This is a genomic window from Acinetobacter sp. 197 (genome assembly GCF_048148385.1).
In the GTDB taxonomy this organism is placed as follows: domain Bacteria; phylum Pseudomonadota; class Gammaproteobacteria; order Pseudomonadales; family Moraxellaceae; genus Acinetobacter; species Acinetobacter pecorum.
In genome coordinates, this window is sequence record NZ_JAYWZK010000003.1 from 133,095 (window position 1) to 155,816 (window position 22,722).

A 22,722-nucleotide genomic window follows, 5' to 3' on the forward strand; every position below is an offset into this window, starting at 1 on the left:
CACACGCACTAAAAAACCGCTGTTGGACAGCGGTTTTTTTATGATTCAGGTTGGATTCAAGGCAATTCCCGGAGGGGGCTACCACCCAATGCCTGCATTAAAGTTACATAGGCATTGTACTGGTTTTGTCTGGTTTGCACCAAAGCCAGCCGGGCATTTCGTGTGGTCTCCTGTGCATCCAGCAGGTTTTTCAAAGCTATAGCTCCATTACGATAACGCACTTCAGTCAGACGTTCTGTACGTTCAGCCAGTTCAACATTGCGTTGCTGTAATGCGACCTGTTTGGTTAGCTCAGTACGGTTCGACAGGGCGTTTTCGACATCAGCAAAAGCCTGATATATAGTCTGACGATACTGGATAATGGCTTTTTCATATTCCAGTTCATTCACCTGTAAATCACGCTTCATGTCATTCCATTGCAGGAAAGGCAAGCTCAGACCGGCACCTAAAGTCGCAACCGGATTTTTTAATGCATCTGACAATGAGGTGCTGCTGCCCACACCGGTACTCAAACTGCCGGTCAGGCTAATAGACGGATAATAACTGGCTTTATTGGCATCCTTGTTGGCCAAAGCCCTGCGTAAACGCAGTTCGGTTGCTCTCAGGTCAGGACGACGTGCCAGCAGGCTTGCCGGCAAGCCGGCTTCAATCGCAGGCAAGGCAATGTTGGGTAAACGTTGTGGTTCCTGAAGAGAGAGTTGCTGCACCGGTATATTCAGCAGTACCGCAAGTGCTGTACGCGTTTCTACCCGTTGCTGCGCTATCTGGCTTAAGGTCGCCTGCTGGCTTTGAATGGCCTGTTCGGCTTGGGTCAGATCAAGACCGGATACTGCACCGGCACGATACTGGACATTCACCAGATCATAAGTACGCTGTGCAGTCGCCAGATTTTGTTGCACCACACTATAACGCTCATTCAGATAGGCCAGTTGCCAATAGAGTTGCGCCGTGGTGCCGATCAGGCTTTGTGCGGTTGCCTGCAAGTCTTCCTCAGAGGCTAGGGCTTCCCAGCGAGCGGCTTCGGTCTGATTGGCCAGTTTGCCAAACAGATCCAGCTCATAGCTTAAACCTGGATAATTAATCCCAAAACCTGATGAACTATCACCATTTTCTAAATCAAAACTTCTACGTGTTGTCAGTCCGGCATCGCCAATACGGACCCCTTGCTGGCTTTGCGTTTGTCTGGCCTGAATCCGGGCCTGCTGCAAATTAATCCCGGCCACGGCCAGGTCACTATTGGCTGCCAGAACCTCATTCACCAGATTATTCAATTGTGGATCTCTAAATAAAGTCCACCACTGATCTGTCAGAATATCGGCATGGATCTGCCGGCTTAAAGCCTGACTATTTTGAAAATTGTTAGGCACCTGAAGAGCAGGTGGCTCATAGGGTGTTTTTACCACTGCGGCACAACCGACCAGCGAGCTTCCTAGCAACAGGGCACTGGCAAGCTTGGTTAAATTCATTTGCATATCAGATTCCTTATTCGCGAGAGAGTGCATCGACTGGGTTCAGACGAGCGGCATTACGTGCCGGGATAAAGCCGAACACAATCCCAATCAAGCTTGAGCAGACAAAGGCGGCTATGATCGAAGTGGTTGAATATGCCATCTGGAATGTACTACCAGCAAAATGGGTGATCAGTTGGCCAATCCCGAGGGAGAGCAGCACACCTAAAATGCCGCCTAAAATACATACCAGTACTGCTTCAATCAGGAACTGTTGCAGAATGTCACTTTGACGTGCACCCACCGCCATACGTACCCCAATTTCCTGAGTACGTTCAGTCACTGAGACCAGCATGATATTCATCACCCCGATCCCGCCGACGACCAGTGAAATCACGGCAATCGCTGAAATCAGCAAGGTCATGGTGGCTGTAGTTTGCTGAATGGTTTCACGGATACTGTCGGCATTCTGGGTAAATACATCCTGTGCCCCATGGCGCTGTACCAGCAGATTCAGAATTGCATTCTCCGCTGCTGCACTTGGGTATTCATCCTTAATCCGTACAATGATACTGCGCACATTGGATTGTCCCAGCATACGGCTCATTACGGTGGAATACGGCAAATACACATTCAGGCTGTCATTATTACCCATCATGCCTTTTTGCGCGTCGATCACACCGATAATCCGGCTCGGGACACTGCCCAGTAAAAGCACCTGTCCTACCGGATTGGTACCATCCTTAAAAAAGGTATTTTTGGTATTGGTGTCAATCACCACGTCTTGTGCCTGTTGCGTGACACTGTTACGGTCAAAGGGCTGACCAGACTGGAAGGTCATGCCACGTACATAGAAGAAATCTTCACTCACCCCATTTACCGTGGTTGAGGCTTCAATTTCTTTATAACGTCCGGTGACGTTGGTATTTACTGACGGGCTGACCCCATCTACATAAGGCTGTTCAGCCAGCGCATCGGCATCGGCTGGAATCAGGGTTTTGGCTTGTGAGGAGCGGGAATTATCTCCAAAACCCCGGCCCTGAAATACGGTAATGGTATTGGTTCCCAGACTGCTGATATTTTCCAGAATCTGCTTTTGTGAACCATTGCCCAGTGCGACGACTGAGACTACCGAAGCAATACCGATAATAATCCCGAGCATGGTCAGGAAAGTCCGCATCCGGTGCGCATTCATGGCCAGCAAGGCCATACGGAAGGCTTCACCCAGACGGTCAACCGCGGAACGCCATGAAGAAATCTTCTTTTTTTCATTCCGGATCAGCGGCTGTTTTTCCAGCTCGTCTTCGACTTCAGGAACATTCGGCTGATCGGAAATGATATTTCCGTCCGAAATTTCAATGATTCGTGTCGCGTTTTTTGCCACATTATGGTCATGCGTGACCAGAATAATGGTATGACCCTTGGCATTCAGTTCACGCAGAATCCGCATTACCTCTATACCGCTATTCTTGTCCAAAGCTCCTGTCGGTTCATCGGCCAGAATCACGTCACCACCATTCATCAGCGCACGGGCAATCGAGACACGTTGCTGCTGACCACCTGACAGTTGGCTCGGACGGTTCTGGGTTTTTTCACCCAGACCCAAATCGGTCAGAATCTTGACCGCACGCTCACGGCGTTCCGATGAATCCTCACCGGCATAAATCGCGGGGACTTCGACATTGCCGGCTGCACTTAAGTCACCGAGCAGGTGATAACGCTGGAAAATAAAGCCAAAATATTCACGGCGTAATTGTGCCAGTTCATCAGCTTCCAGTTCCCGGGTTTCACGACCTTTGACCTTATAGCTGCCAGTGGTTGGTTTATCCAGACAACCCAGAATATTCATCAGGGTCGATTTACCCGAACCAGACTGGCCGACAATCGCCACCAGCTCACCCGGATAAATTTCCAGATTGACCCCTTTTAAAATCTGAACCGTGCTTTCACCCGCAGGGAATTCACGTACCAGATTTTTCACCTCCAGAAGAGGCTGTTGTTGTGAATTCATGCTTACATTCTCATTGGGCCACGGCTATTGCCACCGCGTTTTGCTGCATCATTGGAAGTGTCGGAACCATCTGCAATCACCACCTGATCGCCGCGTTTCAGGCCTTTAATCACTTGCGCTGTCACACGGTTATTTAGTCCGATCAGTACAGGGGTTGGTTTTGCAGTACCATCGGCTTGCAACACACGAACCATGCCACGCTGTGCTTTACCTTGTTCAATCAGGGCACGTTCAGCATCGGAAAGCACCAGACGGGCAGGGCGATCACCTGCAGCTCGTTCATCACCACGGGCTTGATTCTGAGCTTCGTTAGGTCCAGATGGGGCACCGGCACCGCGAGATCCTTCACCACGATTTGGACGTTGTGGACGGTTTGAACTTTGAATGGCAGCAGCTGGAATAGTCAGCACATTCCGTGCCTCATCCAGAATGATATAGACCTGCGCTGTCATATCAATACGCAGCTTGCCATCTTCATTGGGTACATCAAACAGGGCGTTATAGTACACCGCAGAGCCTGAAGTTGAGCTTGAGGTATTGTTATCGGTATTGATTGAATTTGGTGCAGGCTCAACCTGACGCAGTTTGGCGTAAATCTTTTTGTCAGTATTGCCCAAAGTTGTGAAATAAACAGTTTGGCCTTTATGGACTTTCATTACATCTGCTTCAGAAATTTCAGCTTTGATGGTCATGGTGTCGAGTTGGGCCAGTTTGACTATAGTCGGTGCACTCTGGTTGGCATTCACGGTTTGACCTTCTTCGGTCACAATCGCCACGATAGTACCATCCATCGGTGCCACAATCTGGGTGTAGCCGAGGTCTTCCTTGGCAGTGGCTAAAGTCAAACGCGACTGTTCAATCTGCGCATTAATAGCAGTGATATCCGCCTGGGCAGTTTTATAGTTTGCCAGTGCAGATTCCAGTTCAGAGCGTGAAGTCGCATCTTGTGCATACATGGCCTGCTGACGCTTATACTCAGCTTCAACTTTGGCCAGATTGGCCTGTCTGACCGCCAGTTGAGCCATCTGATTTTTAATGCTGGCTTCAGCCGTTTTTAACTCATTTTCCTGACGGACAGAATCAATCTGGGCAATCAGCTGACCTTGCTTGACCTGATCTCCGAGTTGCACATACATTTTCTTGACCTGACCAGAAACCTGGGCGCCGACACTGACCATTTTTGTGGCTTCTAAAATACCGGTTGCCAGTACAGAGCTTTCAATGTCTCCTACAGTCACCTCAGCGGTAATATATTGCGGAGGCTGTTCTTTGGGTTTGAGGAAATACCAGCCTGCAGCGATTAACGCAATGGCAATCACGGCGACCATAATCAATTTCGTCGGTTTTATTTTTGGCATGATCAATATAGTTTCAAAATCAGATAATTGTGAACAATTATAAGAGTGAAATTAGGATAAATCGTGTATTTTTTTAATTTATAATGAGAATTGTTTTCTATTGTCGGGCTAAAAAAACAACATGGCATAAAGTCTGATTTTATATAAAAGATTCATTCAGCTGTTCATGCTGGCATAGCTAAATTTGATGAATTTTGAGATAGAAGAAGTAATTTATAGTATTAGTCACATGACTGTTTAATTAAATAGTCACTGTTTTGAGCGGTAGTCCTGAAATCTGGTTTCTGTTTAAACCTCTACAACGAATAACGATAAAAATTTCCCCTAAAGCCAAAAAAGTTATAGAAAGATTTAGTGATATCTGCTGTAAAAATAATTATTTTTTAACGGCAGGCTTTTTTTATTTTTTCTTGTGATTAGCTCATGCCTTCTTTTAAAAATTAAAAAAATCTATGTTTTACATATAGATTTAAATAAAGCTTGTAATATTTAATTCCATAAAAAAATTATGGTTTTATTTGTGCGGAAAAAATCGCCTATTTGTCAGCAAAAAATAATACGACTTTACTAATAAAATTAATGAGGTGTATAGATGGAATGGAATGAAAGTTACAATATTGGAATTGAGGTGATTGATCACCAGCACCGGCAAATTCTGGATTATATAAATACTTTGGAACAAGTTAAAAATACGGGGAAACGCGATAAAATCAAGGAAATTCAAGATGATTTAATTGACTATACCCAGTCACATTTCAGCTTTGAAGAAAATTTGCTGCAACAGGTAAATTATCAGTATTTACCTCCACATTGCGGTATTCACGAATTATTTGTCAAACGGCTCAATGATTATCGTCTGAGATTTGAACAAGGCGAGTCCATTGAAAAAGATTTATATCGTCTGCTATCTAAATGGCTAATTAACCATATTCAACATGATGATCAGGACTATGTCGATGCAGTACGTGACAATATGTTGAGTTACCTGCGAACGCAGGAAAAGAAAAAAGGCAAAGGCTGGTTTGCACGTTTCTTCAGTTAGGCATGCTGGGATGCAAACAAGGTTTGACCGCACATTTCAGTAATGGCCTGTAAGATCAGATGTTCAGGGTTCTCTCTGGACATCCCTTTAATAGCGGCATCAATCCGGATTAACAGCTGTGGCCAGGTCAAAAAGCGTTGCGGACTCAAACGACGCAAGGCCTGTTGATACAAGCTCACTTTGGTCTTCCAGATGCCGATTTGTAACGCATTTTGAGGTTGTTCAAACAATTGCATCAACAGACGCATTTCTTTGCTGATGCTCCACAAAATCAGGCTCATCGGTTCACCTGAAGCAATCAGATATTGAAAGATTTTGATAGATTGCAACAGGTTGCCATTTAGCAGGGCATCACTCAGGTCATAGGTACTGTAACGGGATTGGTCCTGCAAGCAGGCATACAGATGTTCAATCTGGATTATCTCTACTTCAGCAAAAGTATCAGCCACGCGCATCAGACTGTTTTTGGCTGCCAGTAAATTATGCTCATGATGCTGTTCCAGCCATTGCCAGGCATCATTCGCCAGTTTAATGCCAAGCTTTTCTGCTTCAATACTGAGAATTTGCTGACGGTCTTTGGGATAATTTGCCACCAGTGAGACATTCACCCCATTGGCATCCATCACCTGAAAAAAGCTGGATTTCAGACTGTTGGCATCCTGCTTCGGCATGACCACCAAAAGCAGGTTATCGCTGTCTTGCTGTAGATAGCTTTTCAGCAGTTTTAGCCCGCTGGCATCCGGCTTGATATTGCCATGTACTTCAATTGCCAATTGTGTTGAAAATAGCGACAGGCTGTTTAAGGCATTAAAAACAGTTTTCCAGTCAGCGACCGAACTAATGTCATAGCGCTGACGTTCAATATCCTGCTTTTGCCAGGTGGAACGGAAGGCATCAATTAAATTCTGTTCTAATAGAGGCTCTTGACCATGCAATACCCAGGCACCGCGAGCTGCGTCGACACGTTTGAGGGCTTGCAGATAATCAAGTTTCATATGGCAGTCTTATTGAGCAGGTTGTGGTGGGGTATTTTGTTTGACTAATGGTAAGCGGTTTGATGAGATCTGACGTGCGATCTGCTGAGCCACATCATCAATAATCACATGATCCAGAAACTTTTGTTCCTGGTCATCAGTGTTTACTGTTTCAATGTCGTATTGATAAGAACGGGTGGCTACTACAGTTCGTGGTTCAGTGATCGGATTGCCTTGTGCATCTTCAATCTGAAACGTCACATTTAAGCGCAACAAGGTTTCGACCAGTTTACCATTCAGTTCCAGACGGCGAGGAGCATAATCCAAGACACGCAACACATATGCATTCGGTGCATTACTCAGTTGTATGCCTGCTGCACCCAGGTAAACCGCCAGTTTTTCTTGCAGTTCGTCAGTGTCGGGTGGTAAAGACAGGCTCATAACAGAGTAAGCAACAGGTGCGGAGCTCGGATTGGTTCCTTTCAGATGGAAGCCACAGCCGGTCAAGCCTGCACTCAGACCACAAGTTAAAACAATTGCTGCTAAACGTTTGCCCAAATGCATGTGTTGCCCTCTATGCTTCCCAAAGGGGAATATTTGAAATTCTGATCTGGATTGTAAAGTCAAAGCCCGTTGACTGGCAACGGGCTTTGTTTGGGAATTGTTTTTTAATCCCTACCTTTTTCTAGGTAAAGATTAAATCCCTCCAAACCTCCCTTTAAAAAGGGAGGCTTTCCCCCTCTTTTTTAAAGAGGGGCTAGGGGAGATTTTTAAACCACCAAGTTCACCAACTTATTCGGTACAACAATTTCTTTCTTGGTTGGACCGGTCAAGAATTGTTGAACTTCAGGTAATGCTTTTGCTTGAGCTAGGATGTCATCTTTAGATGCATCAACAGACACTTCTAGTTTGCCACGAAGCTTACCGTTCACCTGAACTACGATAGTTTGCGTATTACGTGTTAATGCAGACTCATCCACAGATGGGAACAATACTTTTTCCAATTCGATGCCAAACTGAGCCAATAATGTTTGACTTAAGTGCGGTGCAAATGGCGCAAGCAATGTAAGAAGCGTTGTAATAGACTCACGTGCAACCGCTACATCATTGTCATCTTTCGCTTCAAACTTGTTGTTCGCGTTTAGAAGTTCCATCATCGCTGCAATGGCAGTGTTAAATGCATGACGACGTTCGATGTCATCACCCACTTTTTGGATAGTTTCGTGTGTTTTACGACGCAAGTCTTGCGCAGCAGTTGAAAGCGCAGCTTTGTCGATAGTTGATGCGTTGTTGCCTTTTTCAAGGAAGCCAGTCGCCAAACGCCATACACGTTTCAAGAAGCGGTTAGCACCTTCAACACCTGCATCAGACCATTCAAGTGACTGATCTGGTGGAGCTGCGAACATCATGAACACACGTGCAGTATCTGCGCCGTATTGATCAATAATCGATTGTGGGTCGATACCGTTGTTTTTCGACTTCGACATTTTTTCTTGACCGCCAACGACAACGTCTTGACCATCTTCTTTGTATTTCGCAGAAGTGATACGACCTTTTTCGTCACGTTCAAGTTCGATATCGGCAGGGTTAAACCATGTTTTCTTACCTGATTCCGCTTCGCGGTAATACGTATCAGCCAGCACCATACCTTGGGTTAACAAGTTGGTGAACGGTTCATTGCCTTGTACCACACCTTCATCACGCATCAATTTGTGGAAGAAGCGTGCATAAAGTAAATGCAGAATCGCGTGTTCAACACCACCGATGTATTGGTTGACTGGAAGCCAGGTTTGACCCGCTTCAGGTTTCACCATACCGCCAGTAAAGTCTGGAGAAGCATAACGTGCGTAGTACCAAGAAGATTCTACGAAGGTATCCAGCGTATCTGTTTCACGACGGGCATCGCCACCACAGCATGGGCAAGTGGTTTCATAGAATTCAGGCATTTTGTTCAGTGGGTTACCTGAACCATCTGGCACAACATCAGTCGGAAGGACAACAGGAAGTTGATCTTCAGGCACTGGTACTTGACCACAAGTATTGCAGTTAATCATTGGAATTGGACAACCCCAATAACGCTGACGAGATACCCCCCAGTCACGTAGACGGAATTGAACTTTTACATTGGCAAGTGCTTGAGGTTTTAGTTTTGCAAGGAAAGCATCAAATGCGCCTTGGAAATCTAAACCGTCAAATTCGCCTGAATTAACCAGTTTGCCGTCTTTAGAACCATACCATTCTTGCCACTCTGTCGCAGAGAATTCGGCATCGTCTGCGCCTTTGGCATCAATCACCTGTTTGATGGTCAGGCCATATTTATTGGCAAATTCGAAGTCACGTTCATCATGTGAAGGCACTGCCATCACCGCACCTGAACCGTAAGACATCAATACATAGTTCGCGATCCAAACAGGAACTTCTTCACCAGTCACAGGGTGTTTTACAGAAAGACCTGTTGCCATGCCTTTCTTCTCGGCAGTTGCAAGATCCGCTTCTGCCACTGAACCCATACGGCATTCTTCAATAAATGCAGCAAGTTCAGGATTGTTTTCCGCCGCTTTAAGCGCCATTGGGTGTTCGGCTGCAACTGCAACATAGGTCACACCCATTAATGTATCGGCACGTGTTGTAAAGACGGTTAAACCATCTGCATAGATTTCTGGATTTGCTGAAGGGAAGGTGATTTCCATACCCTGTGAGCGACCAATCCAGTTACGTTGCATGGTCAGAACTTGTTGGGGCCAGCCGTCTTTGAGCGTATCTAAATCATCAAGTAATTCTTGCGCATAATCAGTAATGCGGAAGTAATACATTGGAATATCACGTTTTTCAACCAACGCACCTGAACGCCAGCCGCGACCATTTTCAACTTGTTCGTTGGCAAGAACAGTTTGATCCACTGGATCCCAGTTCACAGTAGACAACTTACGGTAGATCAGACCTTTTTTATAAAGCTGAACGAATAACCATTGTTCCCAGCGGTAGTATTCTGGTGTGCAGGTTGCGAATTCGCGATCCCAGTCCACCGCAAGACCTAACTTTTTCAACTGATTACGCATGTAATCAATGTTTTCAAAGGTCCATTTTGCAGGAGCAACCTGATGCGCAATTGCTGCGTTTTCCGCAGGTAGGCCAAAAGCATCCCAACCCATTGGTTGAAGCACAGTTTCACCTTTTAAACGATGGAAACGGCTGATCACGTCACCAATCGTATAGTTACGCACATGACCCATATGCAGTTTGCCACTTGGGTAAGGGAACATCGAGAGGATATAACGACGTGGACCTTCTACAGTGTCGGCAACTTTAAAGGCTTTGCGAGATTCCCAGTCCTGCTGGACTTGAGGCTCAATCGCACTGGCTTGATATTCTGAGTCAATGTGAGTAGTCATATACGTAATACAAGAGAACGGTTAAAAAATTATGAGGCACAGCATAGCGCAAAATGCACCTAAAAGTGAATTTTGCACCCGCATTTCCCGAAGAAAAAATGACTGTTGTATAGAGGGATGCCTTATAAAGCGACTGCACGATTTTTAGATTGTTGCAATGCTTCATTGGCTTCGCGTTGCTGCTGGTCTTGATTCGCTGGAACTTGAGGTGATTGTTGCAGCTGTTCCTGAGTGATATTCTCGGTTTGTTCTACAGATTCAGCAGTTCTAGGCGGTGTTGGAGCTGAATTTTTCCAGCCATAGGTGTCTACTGTGGTGGCTTTCCTTGCGGATTTGGGTGGTGGGGTTTTGGTATAATGCGTGACACCTTTTGCATCGACCCATTTATGATACTCGATCGCGGAAGCGCTACTGCTACAAATGCTCAAAGAAACTGCACAACTCAGACTGAAGGCAGTTAAAAAAGATATTTTCATTGTTCTTGGGCCCCGTCTTTCTAGGCGTAAATTGCTGCAATCATTGTAATAATGTTTTCAATAGAAGTGATGGTTTTTTAGCTGTTTGATCACTGTTAATTGATGGCATAAATATCCTCTTGAATTTAAATACCGAGAGATAAATTTTCGTATACAAAATTTATTGATAAACCATTTGCTTTGATTTAATAAAAATTCATTCATTTTTTTTATATAAGACATATTAAAAATTTATAAAAATAAACAGTTAAGTATATGAATTATATTGAATTAATTAAGGTTGTAGGGAGCTAGGGGAATGACTACAAGCAGTGGTTGCTGTTAAAAACAGCAAATTTGAAGGCTATAAGCACAGATTGCCTGTTTTTTAAACTTGACTTTAAAGCCTGAAAACACAAGAATGCTGCAATAGTTTTATATGCCTTAGATCGATCACCCTTCGACTAAGAGTCATTTCATGCAGTGGGCGATTTCTCTAGCCGAGAAATTGAACAAAGCTAAGCAAAATATGTTTATCCCAACATGTTTTAGGTCTCGTATTGCTCGAACAGCGAAGAGATCAGATTTTTTTCCTATTGCTATGAAAACTATGAAATTTGTGTGCTATAACAGTGCAGACAGTTAACAAATGAAACACTGCAAATGCCTCCCATTTGTGCAGTGAATAATATTAGGGTGAATCACGTTGGAACTTCTATCTGGTGGTGAAATGCTCGTTCGCGCATTAGCGGATGAAGGCGTTGAACATGTTTTTGGATACCCAGGCGGCGCAGTACTACATATTTACGACGCGCTATTTCAACAAGACAAAATCAATCATTACCTCGTACGTCACGAACAGGCTGCCGGCCACATGGCAGATGCCTACTCGCGCGTGACAGGTAAAACCGGTGTGGTGCTGGTGACTTCAGGTCCGGGCGCAACCAATACGGTAACCCCAATTGCAACAGCCTATATGGACTCAATCCCGATGGTGATTTTGTCTGGCCAGGTTGCGAGTCATCTGATTGGTGAAGATGCATTCCAGGAAACCGATATGGTCGGGATTTCCCGTCCGATCGTGAAGCATAGCTTCCAGGTGCGTCATGCCAGTGAAATTCCTGCGATTATCAAGAAAGCCTTTTATATCGCGTCCTCAGGCCGTCCAGGCCCGGTGGTGATCGATATTCCAAAGGATGCGACCAATCCTGCAGAAAAATTTGCTTACGAATACCCGGAAAAAGTGAAGATGCGTTCGTATCAACCACCGTTCCGTGGTCATTCGGGCCAAATTCGTAAAGCGATTGAAGAATTGATCAACGCTAAACGCCCCGTGATTTACTCTGGCGGTGGTGTGGTTCAGGGCAATGCTTCAGAACAATTGACAGAGCTAGCGCATTTATTGGGCTATCCAGTAACCAATACTTTGATGGGTCTTGGCGCATTCCCGGGTAATGATGAACAGTTCATCGGTATGTTGGGGATGCACGGCACTTATGAAGCCAACATGACCATGCACAATGCAGATGTGATTCTGTGTGTAGGTGCGCGTTTCGATGACCGTGTAACCAATAACCCTGCAAAATTCTGTCCAAATGCCAAAGTCATTCATATTGATATTGATCCGGCAACGATTTCAAAAACCATTATGGCGCATATCCCAATCGTGGGCGCTGTAGAGCCGGTATTGAATGAAATGCTGAACCAGTTGAAGCAGATGAATGTATCCAAGCCAAATCCTGAAGCGATTGCGGCATGGTGGAAACAGATCAATGAATGGCGCAAGGTTCATGGTGGTCGTTTTGAAGCGGGTACTAATGGCGTAATGAAGCCACAGCAAGTGGTTCAGGCATTGGACAAGGTAACCAATGGCGAAGCGATCATCACTTCTGACGTGGGTCAGCATCAGATGTTTGGTGCGATGTATTACAAGTACAAGCGTCCACGCCAATGGATCAACTCAGGTGGTCTAGGTACGATGGGTGTAGGTCTGCCATATGCGATGGCGGCGAAGCTTGCCTTCCCGGAACAGCAGGTGGTGTGTATTACTGGTGAAGCATCGATTCAGATGTGTATCCAGGAACTTTCGACCTGTAAGCAATATGGCCTGAACGTCAAAATCCTGTGCCTGAATAACCAGTCTTTAGGGATGGTGAAGCAGTGGCAAGATATGAACTATGAGGGACGTCATTCAAGTTCTTATGTAGATTCATTGCCTGACTTTGCAAAGCTGATGGAAGCTTATGGCCATGTCGGCATTCAGATTAACCATGCAGACGAGCTTGAATCCAAGCTCGAAGAAGCGATGGCAATCAATGACAAATGCGTATTTATTAACGTAATGGTTGACCGTACCGAACACGTATATCCGATGCTGGTTGCAGGTCAATCGATGCAGGATATGTGGTTGGCTAAAGGGGAGCGCACGAAATGAGACATATTATCTCTGTACTCGTAGAAAACGAATCAGGCGCGCTTTCCCGCCTTGTCGGCTTGTTCTCACAGCGTGGCTATAACATCGAAACATTGAATGTTGCCCCGACTGAAGATCCAACACTTTCACGTTTGACATTGACCACCTATGGCGATGATCACAAGATTGAGCAGATCACCAAACAGCTTAACAAGCTGGTTGAGGTGGTTAAAGTGGTGGACCTGTCTGAAGGTGCACACATTGAGCGTGAATTGATGTTGATCAAAGTGAAAGCATTGGGTTCTTCTCGTGACGAAATCAAACGTACGGCGGATATTTTTCGTGGTCAGATCGTTGATGTAACACCAACGACCTATACCGTTCAAATCGCAGGGACTACTGAGAAAGTGGATGCGTTTATTGATGCACTTGCAGAACACACGATTCTAGAAGTGGTACGTTCTGGTGTATCCGGGATCGCACGTGGCGAAAAAGTTCTAACAATCTAAATTTTTAAATATTTCCTCATCTGTACAAGAAGAGGGGTCAGGCAATGTGAATTTAAGGGGCATTGCCTGATTTAACAGATAAACAAGCATTCAAGCGGAGACAGCAATGCAAATTTTTTACGATAAAGACTGTGACTTATCTATTATCCAATCTAAGAAAGTAGCGATTATTGGTTACGGTTCACAAGGCCACGCGCATGCGCTTAACCTCAAAGATTCTGGTGTTGACGTAACTGTTGGTTTACGTGCTGGTTCTACTTCTTGGAAAAAAGCTGAAAATGCTGGTCTTAAAGTTGCTGAAGTTCCTGCTGCTGTTGCGCAAGCTGACGTAGTGATGATCTTGACTCCAGACGAATTCCAGTCTCAACTTTATCGTGATGTAATTGAGCCGAACATTAAAGAAGGTGCTACTTTAGCATTTGCTCACGGCTTCTCTGTTCTTTACAACCAAGTTGTTCCACGTGCTGACTTAGACGTAATCATGGTTGCACCTAAAGCACCTGGTCATACAGTGCGTTCTGAATACCAACGTGGTTCAGGTGTTCCTGACCTTATCGCAATTCACCAAGATGCTTCTGGTAACGCTCGTAATGTTGCACTTTCTTATGCTTCAGGCGTAGGTGGCGGCCGTACAGGTATTATCGAAACTTCATTCCGTGAAGAAACTGAAACTGACCTATTCGGTGAGCAAGCAGTTCTTTGTGGTGGTGCAGTTGAATTGGTTAAAATGGGCTTCGAAACTCTTGTTGAAGCTGGTTATGCGCCTGAAATGGCATACTTCGAATGTCTACACGAACTTAAATTGATCGTTGACTTAATGTTCGAAGGCGGTATCGCGGACATGAACTACTCAGTATCTAACAACGCTGAATATGGCGAATATGTAACGGGTACTGAAGTAATCAACGAACAATCTCGTGAAGCGATGCGTAATGCGCTTAAACGTATTCAATCTGGCGAATACGCGAAGATGTTCATTAACGAAGGTGCTTTAAACTATCCTTCTATGACTGCTCGTCGTCGTCAAAACGCGGCTCACGGTATTGAAGTAACTGGTAACAAGTTACGTGCGATGATGCCTTGGATCCAAGCGAACAAGATTGTAGATAAAGAAAAGAACTAAGGTTTCGTGCCTTAAAAAGAGGAAAGCAGCGCTTTCCTCTTTTTTCGTACCTTGGATCCAAGCAAACAAAATCGTTGATAAAGAGAAAAACTAATTTCTCGTATCAATTGATTTTGAATGCGAAAAACCCACTCTTTTAGAGTGGGTTTTTTTAAAACCTAACATTGCGTGTCTTTTGCTTCATGCAAAGCAATGCTTTTTGATAGTGAAAGAGAAGCCTTTTTTTATTTCATATTAAGTAAGCGAAAGCAAGATGAATTAAAATAATAAAATTTTTAAATAAGGTTGTAATAAATTAATTGAGAAGTAGCTATTATCTTGATTAATTCAAGTGAATAATGATTAAACTGAGGATGATGAAATAAAATCGCGTATTTGACTTTTTAATTAAAAAATCATTTGAGATTTAATATTACTTGGTTAGAATTACTAGGAGAGCAAGAAGCCAATATTTTAAAACTAGATTTTATTTGAAAACTAATTAAAAAATATCTCTGTAATAAAAATTTATATTGGATTTAATTGTAAATTGTAAGACTTTGTAAAATTTAAAAATGAGATTAATATAGTCAGATATTTTTATTTAAAATAATATAAATATCAATATCTTATATTTTTTAAATAAGATTCTGAGAAAATCATTCTTATATATAATATATAAACATAAGTTTAACAGGATTATAGCTGTTTTATATATATCCTTGTAAAAAAAGAATTTTTAATAAAAATTTAAAAAATATAGTATAAGCAAATGTAGTGTGAATAATAGAGCTTCTATATGTTTTTTAATGAATAATAATAAGATGGCTGCACGCCTACAGTAACATTACTCATAATAACAAGAGTCCAAAATGTAAGCGTAAAACTTAATAAATATATTCTTCCAAAAAGGAATGGAGCATACTTATGAATAAAATAACTCAAGCAGTATTAGCCACCGTAGTATTGAGCTTTGGTTTAGGTTCAACAGCAGTTTATGCAAATCAGACTGCAGGAAAACCAGGTTCCCAAACACCACATAAGCCAGGCAAACATGGATGTGGAGATAAGTGTGACGGAAAAATTGACATTGTCCTGGAAGTTCCAAGACATTGTGATTTGGATGTGGAAACACCACAATTGACGCTTGCGCAAACAACGGGAGGTAACTGGAGCGATGCAGGTTTCTTTAATGTAAGCACAAATGCTCCTTATCGATTAAATATTAATGCACCAAATAATTTGCGCAGTGGCCAGAACTCTGTACCTGTATCTGTGACAACTACACGTGGTGGACGGGCTTATTCTGGAGCTCAATCAAGTACTAAGGGGCAAGCTCATCGTTGGGATGTAGCAGCTACAGTGGCTGGTAGTGCGATTGCAGCAGCTGATGCTGGTACTTATCGTGGCACATATAATGTCGAAGTTCGATTCTAATAATAAGAAACTTACTCTTAATAAGTATTGAACGGATAGGAGGTGTGTGAATCATCTCCTATTTTAATAATTTTTTTATTGAATAATAACTATAATAAGTTTTTGGAGTAAAAAATGCATAAAAAAATAATTGGATTTTTATTATTATTGTTATGTAGTGCTACTCTCTCTGCAGGAATAAAGTTTAGTCCAATCCAGTTATATATTGAAAATTCTAAAAAACAGAGAAGTACAACGGTTAATATTGAGAGTACAGGGTTAAAATATTCAAAAATATATGAAATTTCAGCATTTAAATGGCAACAGAATGAAAGGGGGGATGATGTTCTCGTCGAAGATAAAACATTATTATTTAATCCAAGAACCTTTGAGTTAAAACCGGAAAGTAAGCAGATAGTCCGGATCGGATTTAGTCAGCCACTTACAGGTACTGAAAAGCAGCAAGCATGGAGAGTTATTTTTAAAGAAGTTACACCTGTAGAAGACACTTCATCGATCAACTTTTTATTTAATTTTTCCTTGCCGCTTTTTACAGAAAAACACTCAGCACCACAACTTAATGTAAATCTGGAAAAGGTAAATGGTTTAGCTTATTTGAAAGTGGGAAATAAAGCCAAATCACATGCAAAAATTGTAGAGGTTATAGTATTAGATAATCTGAATAATGAAGTATTAAAAAAAGATTTTACCCAATATGTTTTGAGTGGAAATGAAATTAAATTTGAAATTGGGGAAATAAAAACTACTGGAAATCTGAAGTTGAAAATAAAAGTAGAAGAATATGGGGAATATTTAGAATACCCTATCAGTGCTTAGAACGGATTGGCAAAAGAATAAAAATAGTCAAAGGAAGTGCTATGAGAGCCACTAAAATTCTTATGATGATAGTCTGTGGTATTGGGGTGACGCCTGTAAAAGCAAATACTAGTCCGGTACAAGGCCAGACAAAAGATCCGGAGATGTTAATCGTAAATATATGGATAAATGGCCTGGATTATAAAACTGAAGCAATTACTTTCACGGAGGACAGGAAAAAATTTATTGAATGTGAATCCTTGCATAGTTTAGGAATTAAAGTAGAAAATTTTCAACGCCATTTAAAGAAAAAAGATTTCTGTTTAATCACTCAAACAGGAATTACAGTCGAGGATGACTATAGCCTTCAGGCAATTAAAATTAATTTTCCAGTCAGCTATTTTGAAGATCAGGCTTATGATCTAGAAGTATTGCAGCCTGCAAAGGCGGATTTTGGGGGATTCATTAACTATAATTTATTCTACAGTAGAGATAGTCGTGATCAGGAATTTAATACATTTTCAGAAGTTGGAGTATTTAAAGATTACTGGTTATTTAAAAATGCCTTTTTATATCGGAATGAACCTGAAGGCCAAGAAAAGAAATTCTTAAGAGTAAGAAGTAGTTTGGACTTTGAATTTCCTGATAGGTTTTTAAGATTAACACTAGGGGATACTACCAGTCCTTATAACACTTTAAATAGTTCTTTTCGTTTTGGGGGTTTAAGTCTTGGGACCATTTATACTGATCGTCCAGATTTTGTTTATTGGAATATCCCTGCTTTGAATGGCAGTGCCAGCCTGCCTTCAACTGTAGATTTATATATTAATGGCATAAATTTATATAAAGATTCAGTTGTACCAGGTAATTATAATCTGCCTGCAGGCTCAATTGTAAATCAGGCAGGTGATGCGCAAATTGTGGTGGAAGATATTTTAGGGAATAAAACAGTTAGAAGCTTCCCTGTATATATTAATAACCGTTTATTAAAGCCTAGACTCAATGAATATAATATTTCTTTGGGAAAGCTAAGATATAATTATGATTATGTTGATGATGATTATCGCGAGTTTTTTACTAAACTGTTTTTCCGTAGAGGACTTAACTTTTCAACTACCTTGGGTGGAGATCTTTTATATAGTGAGAAAGTAAGTAACTTTGACTTGTTATGGACCCAAGGGGTGAGTAAGTATTTTTTGCTGGATACGGCATTTTCAGTAAGTAAAGATGATAAGGAAAACCAGCGGGGCTATGCAGGATCTGTTGCCATAACACGGGATTTTGAAAACTGGTCATTAGGGATTAATAGCCGGTATTTTACTAAAAAATATGAATACTTAAGTGAGGATGATTACAGTTCTAATCTTAAAACTTCAGATATTATCTATTTTAATTTTTCTAATTTAAAAATTATTGACAGTTTAAATCTCAGTTATATTCAGCAGTCAAGTTACGCTACTGAAGATTTTTTCGAAGATGATCGTAAAATTTTTGATATTAGAGCATCAAAAAAACTAACAGATAATTTATATACAAGTTTTGGTTTTTTCAAAGATTTTGGAGATGGTGATGATGGAGGGTTTAACATTGCTTTTTCTTATGATTGGGAGGGGAAAGGTCAAATCTATCTAGATCATGATACTGATAATAATGAAACTGGCTTAAGTTATAGTAGAAGAACCATGACCCAAAATGGTTTTGATTATATTCTCGGAGTAAATCAGCGCGATAATGAAGTTAATTATAATGCCTATGGTTTATGGAAAACCAGCATCGGGAATTTGCAGCTGTCACATGATGAGTTTGAAGACCAGCGCAATTCACAGGCCGTGTTTGACGGGGCCTTAGTTTGGCTGGGGAATAAGGTAGCATTTACCAAATATGCAGATAATGCCTTTGCATTGGTCAATGTAGATCAGCATCCAGAGTTAGATATCTATCGCTCTGCCACTTTGGTAGGAAGTACCAATAATAACGGTTATATGTTTATACATAATATTATCCCTTATATTAATTATGATATTTCTTTTGACCATAACCAATTGTCGATGGAAGAAACTTTTACACATTCTTCCAAGAAAATAATTGGTCTGGATCAACGCGGATATAAATTAGATTTCCCTATTCATAAAACCAAGCGGATCCCATTAAGAATAAAAGACTTTAAACAAAATAATTTAATAGCAGGTTCAGAAGTGGTGGTTGAGGGCTTAAGCGGTGATCCATCTTTTGTGGACAGTCAGGGGATTGTCTATTTATATCTGATTCAACCCGGCCAATACCGGCTTAAAATAAAAACACAAGGTGGCCAGCAATGCCAGGCTCAATTGATTGTTCCTCAAAATCAATTTCAAAATTCAGAAAATCAAATTTTGGAAACCATATGCAGATAGGTGTAAAAATGAAAAAACTTTTTTTATTTATTCTAGTGAGCATGGGGGGGATTGCGAATGCCCAACATTGCTCAATTGATGGATTTACGAATCCGGAATTGCGTCTGGCGAGTTACCAGCGTAGTCAGTCCGCCACTTCATTTAATATTTCATGCGATACTGGCTATTCGATCCTGTTTAATAGTCAGAATCTGGTCAGTTCAAGTGGTGTGAGCTATGTTTCCAATGGCCCTTATAAATTACGTACCAAATTAAATTTGAGTGGTGCCAACAGTAATTTGTGGGGGGTGAGGCTCAATCAAGGGGCAGCCCAGCGACAAAAATACATTGTTTCAGTTCAGCTTGAGGATAATCCTTTAAATGGAGTTCCCGCAGGCAGATACAGCGATCGGGTTTCGATAGATATTTCCTTCTAATTTTCACAGGCTGTTGCTCTTGAAATAAAATCATAACTGGTGCACTTCATTTGAGGTGGGCATCAGGTTGAAATACAGATTTATATAAAAATGCGTCCCTATGGCGAGTGAGATGAAGTTGATAGAGATTTATTTATTGATCCGCTTAATAATTTTAAAAATAATCCTCTTTTTCTTTTCTTTTTATGATTCATGAGTTGGTCATATCTTTTGCTTATAGTGGATCAAATATACAAATAAAATAGGTGCGAGATGCAGCCCATGTCCATCTCAGAATTATTAAAGCAACAGCCTGTTATGCAAAAATCCGGTTTGATTTAAAACAACAACGTAAACAGGCTACTCATGACAAAATGGTCTTAGATGATCTGACCCGTTCCCGTTTGAAAATTGCCATTGTTACTGAAACCTGGCCTCCTGAAATCAATGGTGTTGCCCATGCGTTATTACAACTTTGCAAAGGATTGCAAAAGCAGGGACATAAGATTTTATTAATTCGTCCTGAACAACATCACGTCTGTACCGAATTCAAACCATATAACGAATGTTTGGTTAAGGCACATTGCATTCCCAAGTACAGCAATTTGCAGTTTGGCAGACTACAATTCCTGAAAATTCATCAAGCTGTTGAAGCTTTTGCACCGGATATTATTCATATTGTGACTGAGGGACCTTTAGGATTAGCGGCTCAGCAGCTTGCAAAATTTCATAAAATTCAAGTATCTAGTGGATTTCATTCGTCATTTCAGGAGTTCAGCCGGTTTTTTGATCTGGTTTTTTTGCTTAAACCCATTCAGGGCTATTTAAAGTGGTTTCATAACAATACTGACTTAACCTGTGTCCCAAGTCGGGATACTGCTCAAGCCTTAAAGCAGTTTGACATATCCTGTCCAGTGGCAATCGTAGGCAGAGGTGTTGATCCAGATACATTTTCACCAAAGTGGCGCTCATCGGATTTGCGCTATGCTTGGGGAGTCTCAGGCGATACCCGTGTGATGCTGTATGTTGGGCGGCTCTCGCCTGAAAAGGAAATTGACGTGCTGATCAAAACCTACTTTGTTCTGCGTCAGCTTTGCCAGCAAGATATACGTTTGGTGATTGTGGGAGATGGGCCAGACCGGACCCGACTGCAACAGCGGAATCAGGATGGTAGCATTCTTTTTACTGGCAGCTTAACCGGGAAAAATCTGTCTGAAGTTTATGCCAGTGCCGATGTGTTCTGTTTTGCCAGTCAGGTAGAGACCTTTGGAAATGTGGTGCTGGAAGCGATGGCCAGTGGCTTGCCGGTGATTGCTTATGATTATGCCTGTGCAAATTTACATGTGCGGCATGGTCAAACAGGATGGTTAAGCAGGCTTGGCAACCAGCAGGATTTTATCCAGCAGTTGCTTGGATTGCCTGATCTGTACAGATTGCGACAGATGGGCGTACAAGCACGTAAAAAGGCAGAAACGGTCGGCTGGCAGTATCCTGTCCGGCAGTTTGAACAAGCATTGTCTTCACTGGTACAGCATCAGGAATACAATATATAAAACAAGAAAGGAGCAACAGTGTGAAACTCCAGAATGTAAAAATTAAGTTTTTGGAAATTGATTTAAAAGGCTGTGTCTATCTGAATCATTTTTCGCATTCAGCACGAATTGCTACTTTTTTTAAAATCATTAGTCGCTTAGGGAATGGCGCATTTTGGTATTTCATGCTGTTACTGGTTTGGATCATGCAAGGCCTGATCTATACCTTACAGATTGTTTATTTGATTTTGGGAAGCACCGTAGCGACTATCATTTACAAGATGCTAAAAATTAAAACGGTGAGACCACGTCCTTATCAGGTGCATCAAGTCATCCGTCTGGGTGAACATCCCCTGGATCATTTTAGTTTTCCCTCCGGGCATACCTTGCATGCTGTCATGGCAACCACTGTTTTAGGCTATGTCGCCCCTTTATTGCTGATGCTGATGTTGCCTTTTACAGTTCTAGTCGCAGTGTCCAGAATGGTATTGGGCTTGCACTATCCAAGTGATGTGGTGGTTGGGGCTATTCTGGGTGGTATGATGGCAATTGCCATTGTGCTGACTGCACCTTATTTAAATATTGTGTTGTAAAAATAAATGAAAGCCGGGACAAAGGCTCGCAGATTTTCACAGATTTGTTAAAGTACAGCATCAAAGCAATTATGGTGAGAAATAGAGATGGGTTTACGTTGGACAGATACTCTCGATATCGCGATTGAACTCTACGAAGCGCATCCTGATGTGGACCCGCAGTGGGTTCGTTTTACCGATTTACATGCCTGGGTATGTGCCTTGCCTGAATTTGAAGATGATCCGACCAAGTCGACTGAAGGTCTGCTGGAAGCTATTCAAATGGCATGGATTGACGAGGCACGCTAAGCCCTCATCTTAAAAAAGCATTTTTTTACAGATGAAAAGCAGAAAAATGCGCATTATCTCGGTATAATGCGCCAAAATTTCATGTCAACAATTGACTTAAGGAGCCATCATGGCTATCGAACGTACTTTATCTATCGTTAAACCAGACGCAGTTGCTAAAAACCACATCGGCGACATCTTTGCTCGTTTTGAAAAAGCTGGTCTTCAAATTGTTGCAACTAAAATGAAACATTTGACTCAAGCTGAAGCTGAAGGCTTCTACGCTGAGCATAAAGAACGTGGTTTCTTTGCTGACCTAGTTGCATTCATGACTTCTGGTCCAGTTGTTGTTTCAGTTCTTGAAGGCGAAAATGCTGTTCTTGCTCACCGTGACATCCTTGGCGCGACAAATCCTAAAGAAGCTGCTCCTGGTACAATCCGTGCAGATTTCGCTGTAAGCATCGACGAAAATGCTGCTCACGGTTCTGACTCTGTAGCATCTGCTGACCGCGAAATTAACTACTTCTTCGCGCAAACTGAGATTGCTCCACGTACTCGTTAATTCGCAGTATTCAAGCCAGATAAGTGTTATTATACTTATCTGGT

General features: G+C 42.1%; 19 protein-coding genes. 12 read left to right on the top strand and 7 right to left on the bottom strand.

All coding sequences use genetic code 11. The annotated features are described in order from the left end of the window. Positions 1-56: 56 nt before the first annotated feature. The 3 genes from VXQ11_RS04670 to VXQ11_RS04680 are packed head-to-tail and all read right to left on the bottom strand — an operon-like array spanning position 57 to position 4,817. Positions 57-1,472 (bottom strand): efflux transporter outer membrane subunit, encoded by a 1,416-nt coding sequence (locus VXQ11_RS04670; RefSeq protein WP_416705528.1) that lies wholly within the window; start codon positions 1,470-1,472, stop codon positions 57-59. A 10-nt stretch (positions 1,473-1,482) separates the two neighbouring features. Continuing rightward, positions 1,483-3,459, bottom strand: a complete 1,977-nt coding sequence (locus VXQ11_RS04675; protein WP_064094793.1) for a MacB family efflux pump subunit — start codon at positions 3,457-3,459, stop codon at positions 1,483-1,485. Between the two features lie 2 nt (positions 3,460-3,461). Then, positions 3,462-4,817, bottom strand: a complete 1,356-nt coding sequence (locus VXQ11_RS04680) for a MacA family efflux pump subunit (RefSeq protein ID WP_064094792.1) — start codon at positions 4,815-4,817, stop codon at positions 3,462-3,464. Positions 4,818-5,409: 592 nt separating this feature from the next. Here VXQ11_RS04680 and VXQ11_RS04685 point away from each other — a divergent pair. Continuing rightward, positions 5,410-5,859 carry a bacteriohemerythrin gene (locus VXQ11_RS04685; protein WP_416705529.1) on the top strand — a complete coding sequence of 150 codons (450 nt, stop codon included), beginning with the start codon at positions 5,410-5,412 and terminating at the stop codon, positions 5,857-5,859. Here the strand turns inward: VXQ11_RS04685 and holA are convergent. The 4 genes from holA to VXQ11_RS04705 form a co-directional block, all read right to left on the bottom strand. Beyond that, complete coding sequence (holA, locus tag VXQ11_RS04690; RefSeq protein ID WP_064102268.1) at positions 5,856-6,854, bottom strand: DNA polymerase III subunit delta; 999 nt, start codon at positions 6,852-6,854, stop codon at positions 5,856-5,858. The two genes, VXQ11_RS04685 and holA, sit on opposite strands and share 4 nt — an antisense overlap. Positions 6,855-6,863: 9 nt before the next feature. Beyond that, complete coding sequence (gene lptE / locus VXQ11_RS04695) at positions 6,864-7,397, bottom strand: LPS assembly lipoprotein LptE (RefSeq protein ID WP_064094789.1); 534 nt, start codon at positions 7,395-7,397, stop codon at positions 6,864-6,866. 206 nt (positions 7,398-7,603) lie between these two features. Beyond that, the gene (gene leuS, locus VXQ11_RS04700; protein ID WP_416705530.1) at positions 7,604-10,225 is read right to left on the bottom strand and encodes a leucine--tRNA ligase; all 2,622 of its coding nucleotides are present in this window, start codon (positions 10,223-10,225) and stop codon (positions 7,604-7,606) included. 122 nt (positions 10,226-10,347) lie between these two features. Beyond that, on the bottom strand, positions 10,348-10,701 hold the full coding sequence (locus VXQ11_RS04705) for a DUF4124 domain-containing protein (RefSeq protein WP_416705531.1): 354 nt from the start codon (positions 10,699-10,701) through the stop codon (positions 10,348-10,350). 685 nt (positions 10,702-11,386) lie between these two features. On the opposite strand from VXQ11_RS04705, the gene VXQ11_RS04710 reads away from it, so the two are divergent. From VXQ11_RS04710 to ndk, 11 genes are all read left to right on the top strand, one after another. Next, a complete protein-coding gene (locus tag VXQ11_RS04710; protein WP_416705532.1) occupies positions 11,387-13,114 on the top strand; it encodes an acetolactate synthase 3 large subunit in 1,728 nt (575 codons plus the stop codon). Further along, positions 13,111-13,602 carry an acetolactate synthase small subunit gene (ilvN, locus tag VXQ11_RS04715; protein ID WP_064094785.1) on the top strand — a complete coding sequence of 164 codons (492 nt, stop codon included), beginning with the start codon at positions 13,111-13,113 and terminating at the stop codon, positions 13,600-13,602. Before VXQ11_RS04710 ends, ilvN begins: the two co-directional genes overlap by 4 nt. Positions 13,603-13,708: 106 nt before the next feature. Beyond that, positions 13,709-14,725 (top strand): ketol-acid reductoisomerase, encoded by a 1,017-nt coding sequence (ilvC, locus tag VXQ11_RS04720; protein ID WP_144724060.1) that lies wholly within the window; start codon positions 13,709-13,711, stop codon positions 14,723-14,725. 906 nt (positions 14,726-15,631) lie between these two features. Further along, positions 15,632-16,141, top strand: coding sequence for a hypothetical protein (locus tag VXQ11_RS04725; protein ID WP_144724061.1), 510 nt, complete (start codon positions 15,632-15,634; stop codon positions 16,139-16,141). A gap of 114 nt (positions 16,142-16,255) precedes the next feature. Further along, positions 16,256-16,957, top strand: coding sequence for a molecular chaperone (locus VXQ11_RS04730; protein WP_416680383.1), 702 nt, complete (start codon positions 16,256-16,258; stop codon positions 16,955-16,957). A 41-nt stretch (positions 16,958-16,998) separates the two neighbouring features. Further along, positions 16,999-19,329 carry a fimbria/pilus outer membrane usher protein gene (locus VXQ11_RS04735; protein ID WP_416705533.1) on the top strand — a complete coding sequence of 777 codons (2,331 nt, stop codon included), beginning with the start codon at positions 16,999-17,001 and terminating at the stop codon, positions 19,327-19,329. An 8-nt stretch (positions 19,330-19,337) separates the two neighbouring features. Next, positions 19,338-19,745, top strand: a complete 408-nt coding sequence (locus VXQ11_RS04740) for a hypothetical protein (protein WP_416680380.1) — start codon at positions 19,338-19,340, stop codon at positions 19,743-19,745. A gap of 245 nt (positions 19,746-19,990) precedes the next feature. Continuing rightward, positions 19,991-21,277, top strand: a complete 1,287-nt coding sequence (locus VXQ11_RS04745; protein WP_416705534.1) for a glycosyltransferase family 4 protein — start codon at positions 19,991-19,993, stop codon at positions 21,275-21,277. A 20-nt stretch (positions 21,278-21,297) separates the two neighbouring features. Beyond that, a complete protein-coding gene (locus VXQ11_RS04750; RefSeq protein ID WP_144724064.1) occupies positions 21,298-21,849 on the top strand; it encodes a phosphatase PAP2 family protein in 552 nt (183 codons plus the stop codon). A gap of 87 nt (positions 21,850-21,936) precedes the next feature. Further along, positions 21,937-22,137, top strand: coding sequence for a Fe-S cluster assembly protein IscX (iscX, locus tag VXQ11_RS04755; protein ID WP_064094779.1), 201 nt, complete (start codon positions 21,937-21,939; stop codon positions 22,135-22,137). A gap of 109 nt (positions 22,138-22,246) precedes the next feature. Further along, on the top strand, positions 22,247-22,678 hold the full coding sequence (gene ndk, locus VXQ11_RS04760; protein ID WP_064094778.1) for a nucleoside-diphosphate kinase: 432 nt from the start codon (positions 22,247-22,249) through the stop codon (positions 22,676-22,678). Positions 22,679-22,722: the final 44 nt, after the last annotated feature.